Source organism: Levilactobacillus brevis (assembly GCA_021383565.1).
GTDB lineage: Bacteria > Bacillota > Bacilli > Lactobacillales > Lactobacillaceae > Levilactobacillus > Levilactobacillus brevis_B.
Genome location: CP079699.1, coordinates 2,497,914 through 2,522,455, shown reverse-complemented (window position 1 = coordinate 2,522,455; position 24,542 = coordinate 2,497,914). Strand labels below are relative to the sequence as shown.

The window sequence follows — 24,542 nt, the reverse complement described above, 5'->3', positions numbered from 1 at the left end:
TAATCATCCGCTCAGCCACGCACTAAAATTATCAATTTCGTAATGCTGCCGCCCATTCTTGATAGATCGGCGTTAAATAGCTCTCTTTGGGATAGACCAGATCCAGATCATGCCGTAGCTGGCCGGCCTGGAGCGGCAGTACCTTTAATCGTCCCGCCCGCAACGCATCCGCCACCACCGATCGGTAGACGAAGCTGACGCCACTACCGCGCAACAGGACCTCACGGATGGCGGCTAAATTATTGACAGTCACCACCTGAGGAAATTCCGCAAAGGTCACGTTCGCCGCGTGCGCCAAGTTTTCCAAGATTTCGCGGCTCCCGGACCCAATTTCTCGGACAATTAAGGGATAAGCCGTCAGATCCGCCCAACTCACGGCGTCCTGTTGCGCCAACGGATGGTCGGTAGCCACCACACCGACGAACGGCTCCTGCCGAACAATCTCGTAGCCGTACCGCTGCTTGTTAAAGTTGCCCTCAATCAACGCAAAATCACTGTTGCCGGCTTCGATGGCTCGCAACGCCGCCTGGGTATTGGTCACCCGACAATTAATGTCGCGATAATCTTGGCCCTGCAACAACGTAATCAGCTGAGGCGCCAAAAATTCGCTCAACGACAACGTGGTGCTAAACGTGACCTGCCGTGTCTTCTGGGGATGCTGGAGCGTCGTGACGACCTTGTCCGCCTGAACCTGCACCCGCTGAATAAAGGCTGCCAACTCCTGCCCCGCCGGCGTGATGGTGAGGTGCGGCCGCTCATAGTGCACCAATTCCAACCCCAACTCTGCCTCCAAGTTCTTAATCTGCTGGGAAACGGCGGGTTGACTGATGTAAAGTTGTTGCGCCGTTTGCGTATAGGACTTCGTTGTCGCTAAGACCAGAAACGTTTGATACCGGTGATCGAGCATACTTGAGCCTCCTCGTTATAAGCTGTCATTATAGTTTTATTATTCATTCCAATTTTAACTTATAATCAACTTCCGGTAAACTAGGCGTAGACATTTTTGAGGAGGAGATTCATTTGGATATTCGGACCACTGTGGTGAGCCGCGGCTTTTGGCTGGCGTCACTCTTAACTTTAGTCTGCGCCGTTGCCGGTAGTTTCCTGGCGCAACTGCCGTATTTAAACTTGGTAGGCGCTTTAGTCATCGCCTTACTTCTAGGGATGGCGTGTCAGGTACAGCCCCAAGTCATCAACGCGAACCGCGCCGGTATTGGATTCATCAGCAATAAATTCTTACGATTAGGCATTATTCTTTTAGGCTTCAAGCTCAACTTGATTCAACTGGCCCAAGCCGGGGTCAAGACGATTACGTTGGCCGCCTTCGTGGTGACCGGGATGGTCCTGTTGACCTACAACCTTAGCCGCAAGCTCGGTGTGGAAAAGGAACTCGCCATTCTGACGGCTACCGGGACCAGCATCTGCGGGGCTGCCGCTGTGATGGGCGTTTCCCCACAGATTAAGGTCCCCGCCGACAAGGCCGAACGGCAACGCGAAAACGAAGTCTTGGCTGTCGCCATCGTCGCTATTCTCGGAACGGTCTTCACGCTGGTTGAAATTGGCCTGAAGCCCCTTCTGCATTTAACTGCCGTTCAATTCGGTGTCTTAACTGGTGGTTCCCTCCACGAAATCGCCCATGCCGTTGCCGCCGGGAGTGCGGGCGGTCCGGTCAGTCTGGATACCGCCATCATCACCAAGCTCTCGCGGGTCCTATTGCTGGCCCCAGCCGCTCTCATCATTGGCTGGTGGTACCAACATCAATCCCGTAAGACCAGCTCGGCCGCCACAACCGATCAGGGCCCTGCTAAGTTGCCGATCCCTTGGTTCATGGCCGGTTTCATCCTGACCAGCATCATCGGAACCTTCCTACCACTCGGCAATGTCGCTCTGGCCGGATTGGTCAAATTGGCTTACATCTTCCTCGGCATGGCCATGGCCGCTCTGGGCATGAGCGTTAACTTCCGGGTGATCTTCCAGCGAGGCGGTAACGTCTTTCTCGCCGCCACCATTTCATCAGTTATCCTGATGACCTGCGTGACGATTGCCAGCAAATTATTCTTCTAATTTTAAAGCTAAACGAAAAGCACGCGTAGCTTTCCCACTTCCGGAAAGTTGCCCGTGCTTTTTTCATTTACTAAAGGCTGAAAGCTAGAAAACATCTAGAAATTGTCGTGTGACAAGGACGCCATCCACTATAATAGGCTAGTCGCGTACTGGCCGCCTTACCGTTCGCCAAATTTGGTCTGGAGCGCTGTGGGTAGGACGAGCCATGCCAAAAGGCGGTCTTTTCCCTCACTTTGAGCCGGTAGCCCGCGTCTCAAAGACGCCATTTTCCAAGATAGAACACTTGGAAAATCCCACGGCTGAGACCAAATTTGACTCACTCACGGCTACATGGGGGTATCCAGTTAAGCTGGCTGAACGTGGCCACTCAATCGATGTCACCGCACGTTCAGTGGTCTTCAACCATCGTAACCGGAGGTAGTCAGAGATGGAGGTGTTAGCTGAAGTTCTGCGTCAGCTTACAGCGCGGGATGTGTTTGGAGACTGGCGACTTTTGCTAGGCTTCAAACCAAGCCGGAGGGCCGCTTCTCAGGCCGCAGGCGGTCCCCATGTTCAGGGGAAGAGAACGTTCTGGTTAGCAAATTAGGTACCAGTTGAGCCTTGTCTTTACAGACCAGCCAAGTGGTTCTACGAGATTGGCATGACTGCTTCACTAGTAGCAATGATTACATTTTTCTTCACACGTTTTAGCCGTTAGTGTTTTAAATGAGCCCCACAGTCAGTTGCAGTAAGTGCTGAAATGTCCCACTGTCAGCCATAATGTACAGGCCAATCAGGATGTACACACCAATCGTGATGTAGCGTCCCTGCTTTTCCAGTACAGCGGCCACGCGGGGAATGCAGGCCAACCGGTAACCAATCTCCCAGAAGATCACGACCATCACGGCAAACGTCGCCAAAATCAGTGGAATCGTGCTCGGCGCAACCGTAGTAAAGATGGGGACGTAAATTCCCACATTATCCGCGCCACAAGTCGCCATGGTAATCAGGGCCACGCTACCAATCAGTCCCTTGGGATTGGCGACCTTATTGGCAATCGCGGCCGTATCGTCGTCATCACCCTGCACCCAAAGCTTGATTCCTAAGTAAATGGGAATCAACCCCAGCAATCCCAGGAGCCACGGTGCCGGCACAAATCCCAGAAAGAAAGCCACGGCCAATGAACTACCGACCAGAACAATCGTCCCCAGAAAATCCCCTGCTAGCACGAGCCATCTATCTTGACGCTTTACGCGGCCAAAGATTACCATTAAAATAATTAAGTAGTCGAGCCCGGTAGAAATATACGCCGTGACCCCCGTTAAAATTGTCTTGATCACGTTATCCTCTCCCCATGAATGTTATCTATAACATATGTTATCATCTACATATGAAAGGAGCAAGCTTTTTATGCCGGATTCTATCGAAAAAGTCACGTTAATCGCGCCCAAAATGGTCGAAGCTTCTCAGGCCATCTTCAAGCTACTGAGTAACCCCACGCGCCTACAGCTCCTTTATCTTCTCGAACAAAAGGAGCTCAACGTTAGTGAACTCAGCGAGCTTCTAACCGTGGAACAGTCGGTGATTTCCCACCAACTGGCCATGTTGAAAAAGGAACAACTGGTGGCCGTTCGCCACGTTGGCAAGCAAAACTTTTACCGCTTGGATGATCCTCACATTTTAGATATCGTCAATGAAACGTTGGCGCACGTCGACCACGTGCTACGTGGTCAGACCCACGGGCATTAAAAAATGACTTCGGAATTTTGGATATTCCGAAGTCATTTTTGTTTTGTCATTAAGGAGATTGTAGCAGAGCTGATTCGGTTTGACCGGTGACCTCGCTTAGGCAGACCCCTCCGCTTAGCAAAGATAAGCACCGGGGTTGACCGTTGCCAAAGATATCGGTTTGAACCCTTGGACTGGTTGTTATCCCGGATATCCCGGTCCTGGCGGCCTCCGAAACAAGTTACGCAAGGCAGGTTCCTGCGCTTAGAACCTAAGCGCCTTGCTCCACTCTCTTACATCTTCATCCCCATCTTCTCATACGAGCTCATCCCCGCGAGATGGAGGTCCTTCACATCAATTCCCCGCTCTTTAGCTACCGCATTCATCAGTGTATCCATATCCATCAGCTTGTACGTTTGTGGGTGGTCTGGGTCGTATGCTTCAATCTGAGCCATCATACCGCCATCTTCGTGTTCGATGATGTGGCAATGGTACATGTAAACACCTGTGTGGTCAAACCAAACCTTCAACCGTACCGTTTCACCCGGGTTGACCCCGACCGTATCCTTGAAGCCGTGCTCGTTAGGATACGGTGCGTGACCGTTCCGCGAGACCACCAGGAATTGGGTCCCGTGCATGTGGAATGGGTGGACCATGCCGCCGTCCATATCGTTGGTGTTGGTTACATCCCACAACTCAACGTTACCAACCTTTTGCTTGGCGTCGATCCGCTGCATTTCGAATTTCTTGCCATCAATCATGACCTGCTCGTCCATCCCAGACATCACAACCTTACGGATTGGCGTATCCGGTGTAACCTCTGGATCGGGAATATCCACGAGATGGTCGGGCAACGTCGCCTCGTCCGTTTGAAAATCATGAACTCGGAACCGGACCAACGGCACATCGTCCGAATACAGCGTTACCGTGCGGCCCGGCGTGACCTTGCTGAAGTCCACGATCACTTCGGCCCGTTCAGCACAGGTCAACATGAGGTGGGTGAACTCGACGGGCTCTGGCATCACGCCACCGTCCGAGGCAATCTGCGTAAATGGCAAGTCGTCACTGAAGTGAAGCCGCCACTCGCGCCGGTTCGCACCGTCTAAGATGCGTAGCCGAACCCGTTGCGTGGAAACATCGAAGTACGGATTGATCGTCCCGTTAATCATCGGTGTTGGCCCCTGAACGCCATCTGGATCGTAATCAGCGTCGTAATCCCACTGATTGTCCTCATGGAACCGCCGATCCTGCAGAACTAATGGAATATCATCAACACCGTAGTTCCGTGGAAATGGCAACCGGGCCTCCTGATCGTCGGTGACCAGTGCCAAACCCGCTAGGCCACGCCAAACCTGTTCGGCCGTTGATGGGCACGGATGGGCGTGCAGCCACAGCGTTGCGGCCGGCTGGTCGACCTTAAAGTCAATGTGCCGCGTCTGCCCGGGATAAACGGGGGCGTGACAGCCACCATCCGTGTAAGGACCGGGGACGTTTAGCCCGTGCCAGTGGAACGTAGTTAACTCGGGCAAACTATTCTTCAGGTCAATATGCATGGTCTTCCCCTTAGGAAAAACAATGGTTTGCCCCAATAAACTGCCGTTGTAGCCCCAGGTCTTGGTCTTCTTTCCCGGCAACAGTTGGGTCTCCCCCGCCTGCGCTTCAACCGTGTAGTACGTGTCGGTCGCGGTCTCCTTATCAGGTTTCAATAACGGTGGAATCCGTAGCGGTTGTTGCGGCGTCTTGGGTTCCTCCAGTGGAACGTAACCCCCATCGTGCGTATTAAAAGCCGGTTCATCAAAGAAATAATCGGTGTTGATTGATTTTGTCATTTTTCAGGCTCCTCTTCGATTAGATTGGGCACACTGTCCAGTTCCATGATAACGCATTCACTAACTGAAAGAAATGTATCGCGCAGTAAAAAAAGAGTTTGGCAAAGACGCCCAAACTCTGATGTCTTAACATGATTAGCGATCCGTCCGCGCCCGCAGCGCGTAGAGGATGGTGACCGTGTCCACGACTTCCTGGAAAACCGCCCCAATGATGGCGGGAATCACACCAAAGCTGGCGATCAACATCAACCCCGTACAGATAAAGATACCGATCAAAACGGCCTGCTTGGCCACCCGCATGGTATCGTGGGCAATGCGCCGGGCCGCACTCACCCGAGTTAAATCATCCTTGAGCACCACCGCATCGGCCGATTCGCTGGCCGCCGTGGCACCGTGCGCCCCCATGGCAATTCCCACGTCAGCCGTCGCCAGCGAAGGCGCATCGTTAATGCCGTCCCCCACCATTGCGACCGGCCGCTGTTCGGCGGGCAAGTCCGCTAACACCTTAATCTTGTCGGCCGGTAAGCATTCGGCGTGAACCTGGTCGATCCCCACCTCTCCGGCGATGGTCTCGGCAATCGGCCGCCGATCCCCGGAAATCATGACCAGGTGTTGGGCACCAGCTGCGCGCAGGGCACTCATGGTTTCACTGGCTTCCGGCCGCACGCGGTCGTTGAAGCTAATGTATCCTTGATAGATACCGGCAACGGACACGTAGACCGCCGTCTGATTGGACTCTTCGACCGGTTCGGTAGTCACAAATGAACTCTTCCCCACGCGGACTTCTTGACCATCCACTTCCGCGGCCACCCCTTGTGCGGTGGTCTCGTTGACGGCCGTCGCCGGTAGCAATGGGTCTTGTGTTGCCGCCACCAGGGATTGGGCCAGCACGTGACCGGAGTGTTGCTCGGTACTGGCCGCCAACTGTAGTAACTTTTCGGCAGGAAGCGCCGTGACCGGCACCACCTGATCCACGACCAACCGCCCCTGGGTGATGGTCCCGGTCTTATCGAAGGCAAACGTCTTGACCTGCGCCAACTTCTCTAGCGTCGTCCCCGTCTTGACGATAATCCCGTTACGACTAGCCCGACTCATCCCAGAGATTAACGCAATCGGCGCCGCCAGAATCAACGGACAAGGCGACGCGACAACCAAGACTTCAGCCAACCGCACCGGGTCACCGGAGAAGTACCAGGCTACCCCGGCGATGACGTAGGCTAGCAACGTAAACGGGACGGCATAGCGGTCCGCCATCCGCACAAATTTGGCCGGCTGCGCCTCGGCCTGCTTCACCAAGCGCACAATATTTTGGTACTGGCTGTTCTCGGCCGTCTGGTCCGCCCGTAAATAAACGGACGCCTCGCCGTTCACACTCCCGGACATGACCGCGTCCCCGACCTGTTTCTCAATGGGCCGCGCTTCACCGGTCAGCGACGCCTCGTTGACCGTGGTGGGACCCGTCAGTAGCGTCCCATCGACGGGCATGACCTCACCCGGTTTGACCAGCAAGCGATTGCCAACCGCGACCAGACTCACCGCAATATCCGTCAGCGTTTCACCGTCCGCTCGATGCGCCGTCTGCGGAGAATTATTTAGCAGTTCTTGAAGTTCACTGTTGGCCCGACTAGCCGCAAAGTCTTCCAGGGCATCGCCCCCGGTCAACATCAACAGAACGATTAAAGCCGCCCAGTATTCCCCCACGGCCAAGGTGGCTAGCACCGCGGTAATGGCTAGCAAATCAACGCCAAACTTCCCCGAACGCAGGGTCCGCACCATCTCAATAAACATAATTATTGCCAGCAACAGGCCCAAACCCGTAATCAGAATCTGTGCCCATTTCGCTTGATGACTCACAAATTGAAGCCACAGGGCCAGCGCCCCTAAAATAATCACAAACCAGAATTGTCGATACTGCCGCAAACGTTGCATCACGGTCCCTCCCCGAGAATCAGATTAGTTACCCTGAGTATACCAGAGCTTGTGATTTTTGACACATTCAGGGACGTTCTTTTCCACAAGAAAAAGCTCGACCGCAGCCGAACTTTTCCGTCAACCTATCAAGCTTTAAAAGTGCCGCCGACCAATCACGCCGAGGCCCAGCGTTGCTAACGCGATGACCCCACCCATCACTGCAGTCAAACCAGATTGGTCGCTGGTTTGTGGCAATTTGGTATTGGTCGTCTTGGTCGTGCTCCCCGGATTCTCCGTGGCGGTGGCCTGAGCTACAGGCGTTTGGCCCTTAGCAGTCTTAGCTTTGGCTGCGGCCGCCTTAGCCGCTTTGGCCTTCTTAGCGGCTTGTTTCTTAGCAGCCTCTTCCTTAGCTGCCTCATTCTTGGCTTCTTCCTCTTCGCGGGCAGCCTCTTCCTCATCGGTTTCAGTGCCTTCATCGACATCGGTGGTTCCAGTGCCCGTATCACCATCCGTGTCAATGCCCGGTTCATCGGTTTCGTTGGTATCACCACTACCGGAGCCACTGTTCCCATTTGAGGAGGAAACCTTACCGTTGGCCTCTTCGGAGTTCTTCGTACCGGAAGTCCCGCCACCCCAAGTCATGAGGGCGTTATTTCTAAATTTGTAGCCAGAATCAATCAGGGATGGGTCGGTCACCTTGGTGTAGTAGTCAATCACCACTAAGTTATCGACCGTATCATTAAAGGTTAAATCAAACCCATCGCTGTTATATGTAACGTTGTAATCCGTGCCCTCGGTCATGGCTGGCTTTTCCCGCTTGTAGCTCGTGGTACTCTCCCAATGCCCATTGCTGACGGTCAAGCCGTGGATCAATTCTTGATTGGCACCAATCGTATCCTTGATATCCAAGTTCTTCAGTGTCATCTCACGCCGGTTGACCAGGATCGTCCACTTGATGGTCCCGTTATCCTGCAGGGTTCCCTTCTTGGAAAGGTTGGCCTCGCTGGCCACGATGTTGATTTCAGACGTGCTGGTCTTGCCATTTTCCAGCGGGAACACGACGTCCTTTTCACCGGTATCTTCGTAGCGGTACTTGGTCATCATATTCAGGGTTAACTTGGCATTGGTCTTGCCTTCCAACGCGTCGTTCATGGTAATCACGACCCCCTTATCGGAGATCACAGCCTCACCAATCACCGTCCCGTCCTCGTCATAAACCTTGAACGTATCGCCCGGCGTCTTTCCCTTTAGGTTCTCTGGAAAGTCCAGCGTAATCGTATCACCATTATGAATCGGCGTATCGCCAAAGTTCAGATGATACTGCACGTCAATCGTATCGGCGTGCTTAAAATCCGGTCCGTTCGTCACACTCGCTGAAGTCGTAAAGTCCGCGCCGTTGTGGTTGGTTGCGGCTTTAACCGGTGTGGCCATTTGGCTAACAACTAATAAAAACACTAAACTAAAGAGTCCGATCAGCAGTCGCCAAACTTTACTGTTAATTTTCAAAAATATCCCCTCCCAGAACTTTTACATATCCAAAGTATACGCGCCTGTGCAACCGCTTGGCAATAGGTCCCGGACAAGTTGTTCAAAATGGGCGAAAAGTCCTTAGGATTGGTTAAGAAACCGGATACAGCCAAATGACCAAAATAAAAGGGTCCGGACGACAATCCGAACCCTCAAACCTTGTTTTAGTGATGTGTGGTTCCGCTAACTAGCAGATCCGTGTGCCCAGTGTTTGCATTTCTTTCTTCAAGTCTAACTCGGACTTTTCTTCGGCCGTATAGGTAATTAAGCCCACTGCGCTGTCCAAAATCCCACTGTCATCGCGAAGAGATAGCTGGTTGAAGACGCGATCTAAGACCAATCCATTACTCAAGTAGAGTTCGGTATCGGCATTGGTCTTAATGTTCAGGCCGGCGTTATTTTCTAAGGAAATATCGTAGTCGGGGTCATCAGCGGTCAGCGCGACAAATTGAAATTTATCACCAATAGCACAGGTGCCACCCACCGTTGAATACCGGTTGGACCCGTCATCCGTGGTCAGTAACAGAACGCTACCCGGTTGAATGTTCTCAGTCAGGTAAGCCTTGGCTGCATCTTTAATCGTGATTTCCATCATTCATTTCCTTCTTTCCTGCCAATTCAGACGTACTCAATTGTGCACAACCTACTATAACGTGATTCGCACCTTTTGTAAAACATTTCGCCTCAACAGTTATTTTACTAAGGAATTGAAGGTTAACAGCTAGAAACTGGCGCGTGTTCGCAAACTTTCAACCTTAAGCAAGGAAAATAACTTTAGTTTTAGCTCGTAGCTTACGCCTATCAGAGGTGCCCCTGATGATCTCCGGCATGGTCGTCCTTTCAATCAAATTATCCCAAACAGAAAAGACTGAATCGCCACCATCAATGGTGAAGACCCAGTCTCCTATTAAATTTTGCAATAGTAAACCGACAAACAGCTGACGGCATCCCTGCAGCCAAGCGCTACAGATATACGCTACCGTAGCCTAAATACCGCAAGCAGCAAGGCCACCTGCCAACTCAAATCGGTCTCACAACAGACGGAATTACTAGTAACCACAGGCCGCTGTCACTCCGGCTCGTACCCCCGTTTAATCAGCGCGATGAGCTCGTCTTCGGACAGGTTAAGCTTCTTAGCTTCACTGGTAAAGTTGCTCACGTAGCGGTCGTAGAACTCCGCTCGGCGCTTCTCACGAATCGTCGTGGCGGCCGTGGCCGTGACGAACATCCCCACGCCGCGGCGCTTCTCAATCACGCCAGCCGCCACGAGTCGGTTGATGCCTTTGAGCACCGTGGCCGGATTAATATGAAATTCTTTGGACATTTCTGTCGTTGACGGTACCTGTTCTCCCGCGCGATAGATGCCCGTGAAGATTGCCTCTTCCACTTGCTCGGCCACCTGCAGGTAGATGGGCTCCGGACTATCGAAATTAAATTTCATTTTACTTTCCCACATTCTTTGTGAACTCGTTCTGCTAACTAATCATTCGGTGCCTTCGGTAAAACGATTCGCCAATACAGTGTCAGTGTAATCATGTAGTAAATCGCGTACAGTCCAATGAAGATGGCGAAGATTCCGCCAATCCCCAGATAGGGACTCATGGGACTCTGCATCAACGGCTTAAACATCTGAAGACCGAACAGAACATCGATTACTCCCATGATACCAGGAATTAAGAATAAAATCCCGATTTCTTTCGCAATCCCGGTACGCATCAACCGGTAGCGTACCCCAACTTTGTAGAGCATCTGGTAGCGCCGTTTGTCCCCGGGTGCTCCCGAGAGAATCTTAAACATCAGGCACGAGGCCAACATGGCTAGAAAGGCAATTCCTAAGAAATAGCCCATGAATTCCAGGCCACCGAAGAAGCCACTCATCAGTTCATATGACTGGTAATTGCCGACCGTCATGGCTGCTGGCTGGGGGAACCGTTGTAGTTCCAGCTTGTTCAACCGCTTCAGCACGTGCCGGTCTTGAATCATATCTTTGACCCGCACCGTGGTGACCGTCACCGTCTTTCCCGGTTGGCGGGCAAACTGCCGGGCACTCAGAAATTGTGGTGCGTAGAAGCCTTGCTCGCTACGAATGGCCAGGCTCAGAAAGTCCAGGCTCTGGCTGCCCTTTTGCTTAAACTGCTTCAGGGACTCCGTATAGTATTTCGGATGGGTCGCATACTTGGCTTCCGTGGTCCCACGATTCAGCTCAAACGGTTGACGCTGTAGATCAGCGGCTTTGTAGTAGACCACTTTCCCCTGACGTTTCTGCGTGTAGGTGGTTTGGTGTTTGACGTTCAACTGGTCGATCAAGTGCTGCTCCTGCGCGGTCTTGTTGTGAATAGCCACCGTGTACGTCCCTAGACTGTTGGCCATCATCGGCAATTGCCGGTGGTAGCCAGACCCGACCGTAATCGCACCCAGAGCCATTGCAAATAGTAAGGAAACAATGGTCAACATCCGCGTGTAGTTGTATACCCGGAAGTTCAGCTGTCCCAACAAGAAACCATTTAGATGTTTCTTAGCCCACTTGGTTCGCCGCAACCCCTGGATAATCACCAGAATCGTTGCCCGGAAGAGAAGGTAGGTCCCGATGGTAATGGTGACCAAGGCTACAGGAATGGCCGTCACCTGCAGATCCATGATGGCCGCCAGCGCCCAGTATCCAATCGCCAGGAAGATCACGCCCAAGACGGCCGCCACCATTTGCCGGAAAGGATGCACTTTGGGCTGGTTAGCTTGTTCATCGGTGTGAAGTAGTTTCAGCACCGTCGTCCGGGTCAAGCGCACCAGGTTAAACAGCGAGGCTAAGATAAACAGCCCCACGTACAGTACCGCCGTGACCACGATGGCTGGCAGGTACACGGCCGATAGATGGGCCAGATGTAACCCCAGCATGTCCAGCAAAAAGCCAACGAGGAATTGACTCATGGCCAACCCCAGGACAATTCCCACGGCGGTCGCCACACTCCCTAGAATCAAGGTTTCCAAGAAGACCAGTTCACCCACGCGCTTGCGGGTGGCTCCCAGCATCATAAACAAGCCGTAGTCGTGCTGGCGCATGCTCAGGAGAAAACTGTTGGCATACATAATGTAGACAACCGTAATCAAAATCAATAAAACGGCGCCGAAGCCAAAGATTAACGACGCCTGGCTCACGACCGCATTGGCCTTAATGAAGGCCTGGTTGGTCGCGAGATTGGCAAACATATAGAAGATGGCGGCCGACATGGTCAGTCCCACCAATAAGACGAGGTAGTCTCGTCGCCGGTTCTTAATCCCAGCCAGTGCTAATTTTCCTAACATTTCGTCGCCCCCTACTCGTTGAACGTGCCGAGTTCAGTCAAAATCTGTTGGTAAAAGGCACTGCGATCCTGATCACCGCGCTTAATCTCAGAACCAATCTGGCCATCCTTGATAAACAAAATCCGCTGACAGAAGCTGGCGGAGAAAGGATCGTGGGTCACCAGTAACACCGACATCTGCTGTTTCTGATTAATCGTGGTCAATAGGTCCAGTAATTCCCGCGCACTCGTGGAATCCAAAGCCCCCGTCGGTTCATCCCCCATCAGAATCGACGGATGGTGAACGATGGCCCGAGCCGCGGCGACCCGCTGCTTTTGACCCCCGGATAACTCGGCAGGATACTTCGGCAAGAGGTCGGCAATCGACAGCGTCTCAGCGACTTCATGAATGGCCTGGTCCATCACTCGGGAGGACGTCCCCTTCAAGGCCAGTGGTAAGCCGATATTTTCTTCGGCCGTCAGGCTCTCCAACAAGTTGAAGTCTTGGAAAATAAAGCCGACCTCTTGCGCCCGAAAATCCGCCAGCTGGTTGCCCCGCATCTTGGTGACGTCGTGGCCGTTTACCACGACATCTCCCTTGGTGGGCACGTCCAGCGTCGACAGCATATTCAATAGCGTGGTCTTCCCGGAACCGGAAGCCCCCATAATGCCGACAAACTCACCGGCGGCCACCGTAAAGTTCAGTCCCTTCAAGGCTTGATACTGACGTTCATTGGCTTTACCGTACGTTTTCTCCAGGTCGTGAACGTCGACCACAGTTTTCATTGTCATGTTAAAAATCCCCCGCTCTTTAGTGTATTGGTTAGTTACTTGTGTAATTAACTATAATGGTTCAGCCGGAATTGTCAACCGTTTTATTTTGACGACTCGCTGGAAATGAACCCACCGTGCGGCTAACAAGCGATTTTATTTTGCAACACGCCCTTAATCCGGATCGAATCGCCCAACGCTTGGTTCGTTCACTTCCAGAAGTTCCTTACCCGATGGCGATCCCGTCCCTATCACCTTTTACCTACCGACCACGCGCAGCCAAACCATCCATGCCCCCCTCATGGATGTCGTCACGAGATATTTCAGCCTATTCGTTGTACAATTAAACTTGTAAGTTTTAAATCTCAAAATAAAGGGGTTTTTCTTGATGAAACAACTGCAATTAGGTGGCAGTAACTGGCAAGCATCCGCCGTTGCGCTGGGCATCATGCGGATGGGTGTCCTGGACCAAGCGGACGCCGTTAAAGCGCTCCAAGCTGCCCACGAAGCCGGCATCACTTACATCGACTCCGCGGATATCTACGTCAATGGGAAGTCCGAAGAAGTCTTCGGCGACGCATTGAAGGCTTCCGGCCTGTCCCGTGATGATTTCTACATCCAATCCAAGGGTGGCATCATCCTCGACCCGAACAGAAGTCACGACGACCTTGTCTTTGGGTCACGCTACGACTTCGGCAAGCAACATCTGATTGACGCCGTTGACGGCATTCTTTCGCGGATGGGCATTGATTACCTGGACGCCTTCCTCCTTCACCGGCCAGACCCTCTGATGGACCCGGCAGAAATCGCCGACGCCTTCAACACGTTGCAACGCGAGGGTAAAGTTCGCCACTTCGGGGTTTCCAACTTCAACGTCCAACAATACCTGTTGGTTCAAGAGGCCGTCGACCAGAAGCTGATGTTTGACCAGCTACAATTCAGCGCGGCCCATGCCGGCATGATTACGGAAGGCCTGCACGTCAACATGGGCGACGTCCCAACCCACAACGACTTCGGGATGATTGAATTCGCCCGGCGTAAGCACGTAACGATTCAAGCCTGGTCCCCATTCCAGTACGGCCTCTTCGCCGGCATGTTCATCAACGATCCTAAGTATGCCGACCTGAACAAGGTGCTGCAGAAGTTAGCCGACAAGTATGGCGTATCAAAGAACGGGATTGCCGTGGCTTGGATTCTCCGTCATCCGGCAAACGTCCAAGTGTTGCTAGGCACCATGAACCCGACCCACATCAAGGATAGCGCGGCCGGTGCCGACGTGAACTTGACCAAGCAGGAATGGTACGATATCTACTTGGCTGCGGGGAACGTTTTACCTTAACGCATAACAACTGACGAAAGCGCTCGACCTGTTCGGGCGCTTTTTTTGCGGTTCGTGGCATCCTTATTTGCAACACCCCCTAAACGAAATGCAGAGGCACCTTTAAATCCGTAATTACCGATAAGACAGGCCACTTAGATCTCATCCAATCGTCAAATGCTGAAAAAACTTAAGACTTCAGCGGCACCACTGCGGAAGTTGCTGACGACAATCGGATCGTTGAGGCAAAAATCATTGAAAATCATTATTTATTGTTTGTGTAAATGAGGCAAAGATTCCCTTTATAGCAACGATTTATAGCCTATTACTTTTCACATTCTCCCCTGCGCTAAAAAAGTGTCATAAAGGGGTTGTACTTTTCGAAGATGGTGTTAAACTATAGGTGTAATCAAGGGCGAGTGATTACTCGCTCGATAACTAGAAAGGGGATTTTAATATGTTTACCACAACATTTTGGATTCTTGCTATTTGGTTAGTTATCAACGGCATTTGGACTTGCACCGCAACGACAAACCGGGAATTAATGAAGTGGTTCGGCTGGATCAACGTGGTTGCTATTATTGCCGGCTTCTGGGTATTCTATGGTGTTGCCGGTGTTGCTGGTCTGACAGGTTGGTTCACGGCGGTCAACTGGGTCAACGTTATCTTAGCCATCACCCAGTTCTACTTCGCTTACAGAAAGACGACGGCTCAGGCACATTAATTGAATGAAACGAGCACTTTACTTAAAAACCGGGGATGACTGCGAGCATGCCCGATTTTTAATGCCATCAGTTTTAAGCTAAAGGTTGATAGCGACTGTCTTCTTTACTGGCCGCCTTACCGTTCGCCAAATTTGGTCTGGAACGCGGTGGGGAGGACGGGCCAAATGCCGTCCCCCTCACTTGGCTGACATTTCCCCCATAAGCTGGTAAGATTAAGACTAGTAGGTTTTATCCCTAAAAATTCACACCAACCGCGCTATCTCTGCGGTCGGTCATCCCTAACCCAATATAAAGGTGGTCACGTCATGTCAATTAATAAAATTTTGGACCAATTTCCCGCCACAATTCAAGCGACGAAAGACCTCACGCAAAAGCAAAAGGACGTGCTGATCGCCAGCATCCAGCTCTTTGCCAAGCAGGGCTATGCCAACACCAGCACCCATCAGATTGCCGTTGCGGCCCACCAATCCGAGGGCACCATGTTTAAACATTTCAAGTCCAAGGCCAATATCTTGGGGGTCGCCTTGGAACCCGTGATTCAACAGATTATTCCCGACGTCGCTGCCGAACTCAAGAAAGATACCCTGAGTAAACCCTTCACTAACCTGCACGACTTTCTGGTTATCTTCGTGCAGAATCGCATGGCATTCGCGGCGGCGAACCAGGACGCCATCAAGGTCTTCTTCAGCGAACTACTCTATAACGAAGACTTACGACAGGAATTTATCGAGGTTGCCCGCGCCCAATTCATCGGGTCCTTCGAGGGGACCGTCACCAAGCTCCAGCAGCACCACCTGATTATCGACTGGCCTTTCACCATGATCTTTCGTTACATCGCGTCAATCATCGCCGGGTATATTCTCGACCGCTACGTCCTCTTCCCCCATCGCGATTGGCAGGACGCTGACGAGGCGAAATACATGGTCGCCGAATTGGAAAAAGTCTTACAACCTGAATAAATCAAAGCAAGAGTCTGGGACAAAACTCTAGAGCTTAAATAGAAAAGTGGTGTCAATTGCTGGTTTGTGGCGATTGACACCACTTTTCTTTGGTCTTAGGGTTGGTTGTTTAATGATTTTAGACAGTTTTGATAAATTCTCAGCCATTAAAGCGATTCCCATTTCATTATCTACGGCAGCTAGACCACGTACCGAAAAGCGTTTGAACTTCAAGTAAGTCTTGAGGTCAGCAAAGATTGGTTCAATTTCAATTTTACGGCGAGCGTACAAATCATGCCCAATTTTACTAGTCAGTTGTTCTTTAGCTTTATTTTTAAAATATAACCAATTGTAATTAATGCCTATTTGACGACGATTACCTTTCTTAGTCGTCGCAAAAGCTTCTCGTTTAGGGTCTTCAAAGTACTCGACAGTGCGATAGATTTTGAACTGCTTTTTATAACCGTAGCGATCATGACGGGTACTATAGTTGTGAAACGTAAAAGTGATACCGTCCAAATCTGTGTAAGAGTCGTTCACTTCATCATACTGCCAGTTAGCGACCTTACGTCGGTCTTTATGATACGCACGTGTTTGTTCTTTCTCATACATTCCATAAGGAATTGCATAATGTAATTGGAAATCATCGGTGAGTTTTTGATAATTAGCTTCACTTCCATAACCAGCATCAGCAACTATCCAGTGGACAGCATTAGGTGTTTGTTTAAAGATATGAGTTACAAATGGAACCAAGGTCCGGGTATCGATTGGTCGTTGATACAGTTGATAATAAAGCGCAAATTGATTTTGACTAGCGACCTGTAAGTTATAGCCTGGTTTTAATTGCCCATTCCGCATCGGATCTTCTTTCATTCGCATAAAAGTGGCATCCAAATCAGTCTTTGAGAAACTATTGCGGTCACCAAAAGTTGCTTCATCAAACTCATATCTTTGTTTACGTGGTAAATAATCAGTCGTTAATTGATGAAGAAAGTGTTTCAATTTACGGCGACGACGTTTGAGAGCTGAACCACCACGTTTAGGCTTTTCTTGTTTAACCCGCTGATTTAAATCGTTGATAGCGATAGTCAAAGCAGTCGTTAGTTAAATTAATTCTTTGGCATTGATTGCTTGTTCTTTAGGTGACAACTGTGGAACAACAACTTGATAATCAATTAGTTCATGGTAAAGCCGTGCGGTTTTACCATCGAGTCCAGTTTCGGCCTTTTCAACAGCTCTACGCCAAACAAAAGTATATTTATTGGCATCAGCTAAAATTTTGGTTCCATCGATGAATAGTGCGGATTCATCAAAAAGGCCAAGCATAGTATAGGTAATCACGGAAGGCCTTGAAAAGTCCGGTAATTAGCGGCTTGGTTTTAGAATTACTCCGAAAACGATTGAGCGTCCGATAACTCGGAATGGGATAACGATTACCAATAAACCACTGCATTACAAGATTTTCATTGGCCAGTTAGACGAGCTTACGGCCTGAAAAAGTACGTCGCAAGTAGCCAAATAAGAAAAGCTTTAAGAGTAACTGTGGGGGATACGACGGGCGTCCCGTCGCCGTTTAAAACTGATCAGCAACGGCAACATGCTGAATGTAACCGGCATCGCAACCTGGTAAGGCCGCATAAATGCTCCGGTCAACGCCGTCTTGCTCGTAGCCTTAACCTTAGTCACCACGGTCGCAATCTGTTGATTGTCATGTACAACCGTTGCAATGACGGTCCGCTGAACCCGTCGATAAACCACCCTACGAACCGGGACGGGCGCTAATGCAAGCCGTTGTTGCTTAATCACTTGCGCATAGTTTTGCCGAATCAGATGCCGGGTCTTTGCCGGGGTAATGAAGTGCTTTGATGTGCCGGACGCGACTTTTTTCGTGGCTAGCTGCGCCCGTACCGCCGCTAACGTATCCTGCTTGACCTTAGCTGAGACCGTCAAATTCGCCACTGCGCCCTGCGCCGTTTGCCAAACCTGGTGCTTAGCGGTAACCAGGTTAGTCGATAACGCTGACACAAAAATCGCGACCGCTAGCGACGTCCCGATTTGCCGAAAAACCCCAATCACGCTCTGCGAGGCCGTCAGCAGTTTCCCCGTGAAGTCACCAGCGGCTAAGACCGTAATCGGCCCAATGATCATCCCGTATCCCGCACCGACTAACAGCAAGACAATCAGGAGTTGCCAATAATGATCCGGATTCAGTCGACTGAGACCGACGTAACCCGCAATAATTGCGAGGATGCCACTGAGAATCACCGCCCGGGGACCAACTTTGGCCAGCACAAATCCACTGATGGGTGAAAATAGGAAAATCATCATTGACGCCGGTGAAATCATCAGCGCCGCCATAAGTTCCGTTTTACCTTGGACTTTGGTGAAAAAATTCGGCAACAGGACTAACAGCGCCACCATGAATACGCCGGAAATGATGGTGATAAGCGCTGCGCCCGTGAATTGACGGTTGTGGAATAGCGCTAACGGCATCATCGGCTGTTCAACGTGGGCCTCCACCACAATAAAGCTGACTAATGCGACCAGACTGAAGACACCGAGCCCAATGACGACTGAACTCGTCCAGCCCCAGTCACTCCCCTTGACTAGCATCAGCGTTAAGCTAAATAATGTTCCCATCGAACATAAACTGCCTACCCAATCGATCTTTTCAGTCACCGTTTCAGTAGTTTGGCGATCCAGTAACCACCAGCATAGCCCTAACATGATTAAGACTAACGGCACGTTGATTAAAAAAATACCGCGCCAACCAAAAAATTGCGTCACCGCACCCCCAATCGTCGGTCCTAACGCTGCGGCTAATCCCTGAGTGGTCCCAAGAATCCCAATCGCACCCGTTCGTTTAGCGGCCGGGACACTTTGAATCCCAATCGTCATGCTGGCAGGGAAAACGATCGCCGCTCCCAGACTTTGGACGCCACGACCAACGATTAACCAACTGACATGACCAGCTAAGCCGGAAAACAGTGAACCGCCTAAGAATAGGGCTAAACCAATTAAATACAGGCGTGCCCGGCCATAAATATCCGCCAGCCGGCCCAAAGGAATGGTCAAACTAGCAAATAGTATGGTATAAATATTGAGCGCCCAGGATAATTGGGCTAAGTTAGTCGCCAAACCCGTTTGGATTGCGGGTAGTGCGATATTCATGACCGTCGTATCCAACATACATAGAAACGTCCCCATCGCCATCGTCGTTACAATCTTAGTTGATTTTTGCATTTTAAGCTCCCCCTATCTGTGTATGCACAGTATACGGGGACGTTCGTACACAAATAAATATTTAGGTTACAAAATATGGGAGGTTGTTACCCAATGAGTCCACAAGAACGCAAACGGCAAAACTTAGTCGCCATCTACCAAGCCTTACTGCAACTGATGACTCAAAAACCACTAGCCACCATTTCCATCACCGAACTCTGTCAACAAGCCGGTGTTTCCCGAACTTACTTTTATCGCAATTACGCGAACTTTGATCAGATTATTGGTGCCTTTCAAGAACAATACATGCTGCACTACTTGCGACGTCTGCCCAATCAGACACAAATTGGGCTTGCTGAACTCATGACCCGGTACTTCCAAGTCGTCCAACAAGCGGCTGACACCAACCGGCTATTAATCAAAAACGATAAGTACGATATTTTCGTGCAAACGTTTCAGACCGTCTTTCAATTACTCATTAAACAGAACCGAATTAGTAGCGCCAGTGGTTTAGCCATCTTTAACGAGCCGTACTACGTGGAATTCTTTTCCGGCGCGGTCGTCAACGTTGCCATTAACTGGATGCGGCGCGGGATGGTGGAACCGCCCGCATACCTCGGCCAACAAATTGAACGCCTAGCAACGCTGCATCCCCACAAGCCGCAGCAATGACCTTCAACCGCACGAGAGTGGGACAAAAGACGGTTTGCTACCGAGCATAGCCTAGGAATACGAATGATTGTGCACTTTCAATCGTTCGTATTTCGTCCCTAAGCGAAGGAAGCAGTCTTTTATCGCACGTTTCGACTATAAAAGTTTGGAAATAAAAAAAGAGTCCGGGGTTTTGTCCCAGACTCTTGTGTACACTATTCGGCATTCACCAGCGACCACTGCAAAGTGCCGTGATACTCACCCGCGACCGCACTCGGCGCGACATCCAGGAGAATTCCCGTATTCGTGGTCCACGCTTGATTGACCGCCGTCACCTCGTCGTCGGACTGGCTGACCTTATCTACGACGGTGGCGCCGTGCGCATCGATCGGTGCCTGACCGGCCGTTCCAACCAACAACGGCTGACCGCTGAGAAGACGCCCGGTATCCGTGTGAAAAGCGCCCTGCAACGCGACTTCTAGTCGCCAACGTTTGTGCGCCCCCCGCTCATCACGAACCGCCAGTTGCCAGTCATCATTGCGATGCAACAGAAGATGTCGGCCCGTGAGGCTATACGACTCAAACGACGCCTGTGCCGGAATTCTTTCAAAACTGAGAGTGCCCGGCGACCGGACCAACGAGATGGCCAAGACGTTGGACGCATGCTGATCGTCTTCGGCTTGCAACTTCAGCGAATTGTCGCCAACCTCTAGCAGTTTCCCGGGAATCTGAAGCTGATATGTCCCGTCTGCCAGTAGGCGACCATCCAGCTCGGTCAACTGATAAGCATGCTGGTTCAGTTGAATCCGCAAGGGATATTTGGCAATCTCGGTGGCATCCAGCGGCAAGTCGCCATTCTGCAGGCGCACGTTGATCGTCGCCGTCTCGTGTTGCTTCACCATAACCACGTCATCTCCAAGATTGGCTAGATGTAGATACAATCCACCTTTCACCTGATAAGTAGAGGATACAAGACTGGTCTGATAATTGGCGCCATAGAAGTTAGCGGTCACGCTCGGCCGGGTCACAGTCTGCTTGGACGGCAAGGCGTGGCCCGTCACGGTCACCGTGGCGTGGTGCCGCTGCTTAGTCAACCCCTTCGACCAGGTGAACGTGATCTGCTTACCTTTGGGCTTGGCAATCTGGTCTTGGCTCTGGTCGCCGTAGGTCACACGCCCGCCACTCACATCGAGGCCCTCCGGCACTGGCATGGTCATGGTCAGCGGCGCCAGCGCCTGTTCGTCGGCGGTCGGCTGGTAGTCAAACTCGTACCGGTAGGTGAGCTGGTCCCCAGCGGCCACCGGCGTATCGGGCTGAACCGCCTGCTTGGTCGTCTCGTTGTCGAGGTGAATACTCGTGGCGACTTTCCCCAACGACGAGGCGTGGTCGATCATCACCAGTTGATTGGCACTATTCGTCGGCCCAGTGGCTCCCGTGATACCCCAGTAGGCCTTGGTGGGCGCCGTGACCCCGTTGGCGAGGTCCTCTGGCTTAACGGCAAATTCATCGGAGTCAAAGATCTCACGTTCTTGATTCGTCGCCGGGTCGCGGTCATCATAGTAGTAGGTCAGTAGGTTGCGCTGCGCCTGCCAGAACAACGAGAAATGGTGCCAATTTCCGTCGGCACCGTGCTTCAACGGATTCGCATGCCAATGCCGCAGGAGATAACCCGATTGCCACTCACCATTGACCAGCTCCGGCGTCCATTTATAGTATTCCGGATCGGCTGGTGAAGCGTAGGCAATATGGGGGTGCTTATTCGTGGCCTCGGCCCCATCGAAGTAGCCCGTCACATCCTTGATATCGGCATTCACGTGGGTGTCAAATTCCAATGCCCAGCTATTCTGAATCGCCGTCTGGGCAATCTCCGCCGCATGACCATCTTTCGGCGCGGTCACCTGACCCCAGGCCCCCAGCGATTGCCCGCCGGTTCCTAACGCCTGGTCCCCCTGCGGTGAGTTCTGGACGACAAAGGCCAGTCCTTCGCCGGCGTCTGCTTGTTTATCTCCGAAGTAGAGCCAGAAACCCATCTCCATATCCTGCGTGAGGTCAAATTGATTCTGTTGACCGCCACTCCCCATCCGCGACCACACTGCCCCCACCTGATTAGGCGCGTCCGGTGTCATCTGCGCGATGGATTTAGGAACCGTGGGGCTATCCAACAGTTTCGTCGCCGAACCTGGAATTTTGGTCGTAAACTCCCGTTCCAACGGAATGCCTCGTGGTGCCGTGGCGATGGCGTGCGCCAAATCAAGGTCGCCCCCCGCGGCCCGTGCGTCTACTGGGGACCACCAAAATAAGGCTAGTCCTAGTAATATCAGTAATCGTCCCGTTCTTTTCACTGTGGTCTCTCCCTTTATATTTTTTTACTAATACTAAATTATACAGAAATTTATCGTTAATCCTATGTAATTTCCTTAATATAAATAATTAGTTATTTCATAATATGTGTTAGCGATTACATTTCGCGTTAAAACAAAACGACAGCGAGTTTTCCTCCCTGCCGTGTCATTTTGCCTAATTATGATTGAATTTATTAACTAACCGCTTCGAGGGCCGCGCCAAACGAATGAGGCCCCAAGTTAACCCGATACTGATGGCCACCATGATGGCCCCAAAGAGTGGCGTCCAGGCCAGACCCAACTGCCGGGTCACCTGACCACCGATGCCAGACCCCAACGCAATCCCGACGTTGAAGGCCGAAATGTTAAGCGCCGAAGCCATCGTAATATCGGCCGGCGTGTAGGTCTCGGCGAGTTGGACGATGTAGAGTTGTAGCCCCGGAACGTTCATAAACGCGAAGAACCCCATGGCCAGCACCGTTAGTAGGCCGAGCCACTGACTATTCGTGGTCACCGTTAGAACCAGCAAGGTCACGAATAGCCCCGTAAACATCTTCAGTAACGCCGCTAACGGCTTGGCATTGGCCCACCGGCCGCCCAGTGTGTTGCCGATCGCCACCATCAAACCGTAAATTACCAGAATGACGACGACCGCGCTGCTGGACCAGCCCATTTGCTGCTCTAATAATGGGGAGAGGTAGGTGTAAGCGACGAAGGTGCCGCCGTAACCCAGCGCCGTGACCAGTAGGGCCAAGCCTAATTGTGGATTACCCAGAACACGGAGAATTCCCCGTGCGGTGGCCTTACTTGGCAGAGGTAAGTGCCGCGGAACTAGAATATAGTCGGCGACCAGACCGATCAGTCCAATCAGACTGATAAAGATAAAGGACCACCGCCAACCACCCAGTTGGCCAATCATCGTGCCCAATGGTACGCCGGTCACCGTCGCCACCGTGAGGCCGGTAAACATCACGGCAATCGCCGACGCCCGTTTGGACGGGGACACAACGTCCGCCGCAATCACGGACCCCACCGTCATGAAGACGCCGTGGGCCAGTGCGGCCACGACCCGACCGGCCAGTAGGACCGTAAACGTCGGGGCAAAGGCAGCAACGAGATTCCCCGTGATAAAGAGCAGCATGATAATAACCATCAACGTATGCCGGTTAATCTGACCGGTCAACAACGTCATGATAGGGGCTCCCAGCGTGATGCCCAACGCGTAGACCGAGACCGTCAAGCCGGCCTGCGCCAGGCTCACGTGAAAGCTTTGAATCAACAGGGGAATCAGCCCTACGCTAATAAATTCGGTAGATCCGATGGCGAAGGCGCTCACGGCCAACGCGAGTAAGGTAAAAGTTGGTGAGAATTTTTTTGTCATAATGACCTCCTTGAATTGCTAATGCGATAGTTATTGATTATACTGGCTAAGAACTTTAGAACAAGAACCCACTTTAAAGTGCCCTACGCACCAAAAAGTAACCATCAGTCAGGAGGCCGTTTCATGCCCACAAAAACATATCACATTGGTGTAGAAGCCACGATGGAAATCATCGGCGGCAAATGGAAATCAATTATTCTCTGTCACCTACGCCACCACACCATGCGGACGGGTGAACTCGCCCGCGCCATCCCCCAAATCTCGCAGAAGATGTTGACCCAGCAACTACGTGAACTCGAAGCCGCCGACATCGTTTCCCGCCACGTCTACCAGCAGGTACCGCCACGGGTCGACTACGCGCTGACCGACTACGGCCAGTCACTCTCCGGGATTCTCCACGAACTCTGTGTCTGGGGCGAGGACAATATCGACCGACGGGAAGCCGCGGGAGAAGCGATTACCTTACTAAGCCGCGACGATGTTTAATCGTCCGGCTTTTTAATTGGTTGTAGCTTGGGCAACACGGTTTAACATTGCCGCCTTGCCGTTCGCGAAAGATGAGCTCATCTTTCGCTTCACTCTCGGCTACATCCAATATCACCCACGACATTGACTAAATTCAGCTGGACACGTCACATCATCTACGCTGACACCACACCATTTTAAAAGCGCACTAAACCTTTATGAAGAAGCTCAGCTGGTGCGAACGGTAACGCGGTCAACCCCGACAATCTCCCCCAAACCACGTTGAAGTTTCACTCCCACAAAGGTTGAGAATCCTTAAATTTTTGCCTTATTTGCAAACAGTTCGTGCACCCAACATACAAACTCTGTATAATAGTCTCGTTATAACTCTGTCATCTCATTTATTTGCTACA

The 24,542-nt window shown here is 51.6% G+C and carries 22 protein-coding genes and 1 pseudogene; 7 read left to right on the top strand and 16 right to left on the bottom strand.

Translation table 11 applies throughout. From position 1 onward, the window contains the following. Positions 1 to 31: 31 nt before the first annotated feature. On the bottom strand, positions 32 to 907 hold the full coding sequence (locus KB236_11630) for a LysR family transcriptional regulator (protein UIF29143.1): 876 nt from the start codon (positions 905 to 907) through the stop codon (positions 32 to 34). A 113-nt stretch (positions 908 to 1,020) separates the two neighbouring features. On the opposite strand from KB236_11630, the gene KB236_11625 reads away from it, so the two are divergent. Next, positions 1,021 to 2,064, top strand: coding sequence for a putative sulfate exporter family transporter (locus KB236_11625; protein UIF29142.1), 1,044 nt, complete (start codon positions 1,021 to 1,023; stop codon positions 2,062 to 2,064). Between the two features lie 701 nt (positions 2,065 to 2,765). On the opposite strand, the gene KB236_11620 is transcribed toward KB236_11625, so the two are convergent. After that, positions 2,766 to 3,383: a cadmium resistance transporter gene (locus KB236_11620; protein UIF29141.1), complete on the bottom strand. Its 618-nt coding sequence runs from the start codon at positions 3,381 to 3,383 to the stop codon at positions 2,766 to 2,768. 70 nt (positions 3,384 to 3,453) lie between these two features. Here KB236_11620 and KB236_11615 point away from each other — a divergent pair, with 70 nt between their 5' ends. Next, positions 3,454 to 3,792: a metalloregulator ArsR/SmtB family transcription factor gene (locus KB236_11615; protein UIF29140.1), complete on the top strand. Its 339-nt coding sequence runs from the start codon at positions 3,454 to 3,456 to the stop codon at positions 3,790 to 3,792. Positions 3,793 to 4,064: 272 nt separating this feature from the next. Here KB236_11615 and KB236_11610 read toward each other — a convergent pair whose 3' ends face one another. The 7 genes from KB236_11610 to KB236_11580 form a co-directional block, all read right to left on the bottom strand. Then, positions 4,065 to 5,600, bottom strand: coding sequence for a multicopper oxidase domain-containing protein (locus KB236_11610; protein ID UIF29139.1), 1,536 nt, complete (start codon positions 5,598 to 5,600; stop codon positions 4,065 to 4,067). Between the two features lie 135 nt (positions 5,601 to 5,735). Then, positions 5,736 to 7,529, bottom strand: a complete 1,794-nt coding sequence (gene cadA, locus KB236_11605; GenBank protein ID UIF29138.1) for a cadmium-translocating P-type ATPase — start codon at positions 7,527 to 7,529, stop codon at positions 5,736 to 5,738. A 135-nt stretch (positions 7,530 to 7,664) separates the two neighbouring features. Beyond that, a complete protein-coding gene (locus KB236_11600; GenBank protein UIF29137.1) occupies positions 7,665 to 9,017 on the bottom strand; it encodes an LPXTG cell wall anchor domain-containing protein in 1,353 nt (450 codons plus the stop codon). A gap of 208 nt (positions 9,018 to 9,225) precedes the next feature. Continuing rightward, positions 9,226 to 9,630, bottom strand: a complete 405-nt coding sequence (locus KB236_11595; GenBank protein ID UIF30371.1) for an iron-sulfur cluster biosynthesis family protein — start codon at positions 9,628 to 9,630, stop codon at positions 9,226 to 9,228. A 477-nt stretch (positions 9,631 to 10,107) separates the two neighbouring features. Next, a complete protein-coding gene (locus KB236_11590; protein ID UIF29136.1) occupies positions 10,108 to 10,479 on the bottom strand; it encodes a GntR family transcriptional regulator in 372 nt (123 codons plus the stop codon). Between the two features lie 38 nt (positions 10,480 to 10,517). Continuing rightward, a complete protein-coding gene (locus tag KB236_11585; GenBank protein ID UIF29135.1) occupies positions 10,518 to 12,338 on the bottom strand; it encodes an FtsX-like permease family protein in 1,821 nt (606 codons plus the stop codon). A gap of 11 nt (positions 12,339 to 12,349) precedes the next feature. Further along, positions 12,350 to 13,108 (bottom strand): ABC transporter ATP-binding protein, encoded by a 759-nt coding sequence (locus KB236_11580; protein UIF29134.1) that lies wholly within the window; start codon positions 13,106 to 13,108, stop codon positions 12,350 to 12,352. A gap of 367 nt (positions 13,109 to 13,475) precedes the next feature. Here KB236_11580 and KB236_11575 point away from each other — a divergent pair, with 367 nt between their 5' ends. The 3 genes from KB236_11575 (at position 13,476) to KB236_11565 (ending at position 16,089) form a co-directional block, all read left to right on the top strand. Next, positions 13,476 to 14,426 (top strand): aldo/keto reductase, encoded by a 951-nt coding sequence (locus tag KB236_11575; protein UIF29133.1) that lies wholly within the window; start codon positions 13,476 to 13,478, stop codon positions 14,424 to 14,426. Positions 14,427 to 14,862: 436 nt separating this feature from the next. Beyond that, positions 14,863 to 15,129 carry a hypothetical protein gene (locus tag KB236_11570; protein ID UIF29132.1) on the top strand — a complete coding sequence of 89 codons (267 nt, stop codon included), beginning with the start codon at positions 14,863 to 14,865 and terminating at the stop codon, positions 15,127 to 15,129. 306 nt (positions 15,130 to 15,435) lie between these two features. Next, positions 15,436 to 16,089, top strand: a complete 654-nt coding sequence (locus KB236_11565; GenBank protein ID UIF29131.1) for a TetR/AcrR family transcriptional regulator — start codon at positions 15,436 to 15,438, stop codon at positions 16,087 to 16,089. 27 nt (positions 16,090 to 16,116) lie between these two features. Here the strand turns inward: KB236_11565 and KB236_11560 are convergent, their stop codons facing one another. The 5 genes and pseudogenes from KB236_11560 to KB236_11540 form a co-directional block, all read right to left on the bottom strand. After that, complete coding sequence (locus tag KB236_11560) at positions 16,117 to 17,160, bottom strand: transposase (GenBank protein UIF29130.1); 1,044 nt, start codon at positions 17,158 to 17,160, stop codon at positions 16,117 to 16,119. A gap of 12 nt (positions 17,161 to 17,172) precedes the next feature. Next, positions 17,173 to 17,409, bottom strand: coding sequence for a hypothetical protein (locus KB236_11555; GenBank protein UIF29129.1), 237 nt, complete (start codon positions 17,407 to 17,409; stop codon positions 17,173 to 17,175). After that, a complete protein-coding gene (locus KB236_11550) occupies positions 17,378 to 17,521 on the bottom strand; it encodes a hypothetical protein (GenBank protein UIF29128.1) in 144 nt (47 codons plus the stop codon). The genes KB236_11555 and KB236_11550 overlap by 32 nt, the downstream gene beginning before the upstream one ends. 21 nt (positions 17,522 to 17,542) lie before the next feature. Further along, positions 17,543 to 17,632: pseudogene (locus KB236_11545) on the bottom strand (transposase). Then, positions 17,599 to 19,311: an MFS transporter gene (locus tag KB236_11540; protein ID UIF29127.1), complete on the bottom strand. Its 1,713-nt coding sequence runs from the start codon at positions 19,309 to 19,311 to the stop codon at positions 17,599 to 17,601. The pseudogene KB236_11545 and the gene KB236_11540 overlap by 34 nt, the downstream one beginning before the upstream one ends. Before the next feature lie 93 nt (positions 19,312 to 19,404). Here KB236_11540 and KB236_11535 point away from each other — a divergent pair, with 93 nt between their 5' ends. Continuing rightward, entirely contained in the window at positions 19,405 to 19,962 is a 558-nt protein-coding gene (locus KB236_11535; protein ID UIF29126.1) for a TetR/AcrR family transcriptional regulator C-terminal domain-containing protein, read from the top strand. A gap of 194 nt (positions 19,963 to 20,156) precedes the next feature. On the opposite strand, the gene KB236_11530 is transcribed toward KB236_11535, so the two are convergent. Next, complete coding sequence (locus KB236_11530; GenBank protein UIF29125.1) at positions 20,157 to 22,283, bottom strand: hypothetical protein; 2,127 nt, start codon at positions 22,281 to 22,283, stop codon at positions 20,157 to 20,159. A gap of 175 nt (positions 22,284 to 22,458) precedes the next feature. Continuing rightward, complete coding sequence (locus KB236_11525) at positions 22,459 to 23,664, bottom strand: MFS transporter (GenBank protein ID UIF29124.1); 1,206 nt, start codon at positions 23,662 to 23,664, stop codon at positions 22,459 to 22,461. 123 nt (positions 23,665 to 23,787) lie between these two features. Between KB236_11525 and KB236_11520 the strand changes: the two genes are divergently transcribed. Next, positions 23,788 to 24,150, top strand: a complete 363-nt coding sequence (locus tag KB236_11520; protein ID UIF29123.1) for a helix-turn-helix transcriptional regulator — start codon at positions 23,788 to 23,790, stop codon at positions 24,148 to 24,150. The last annotated feature ends 392 nt before the right edge of the window (positions 24,151 to 24,542 follow it).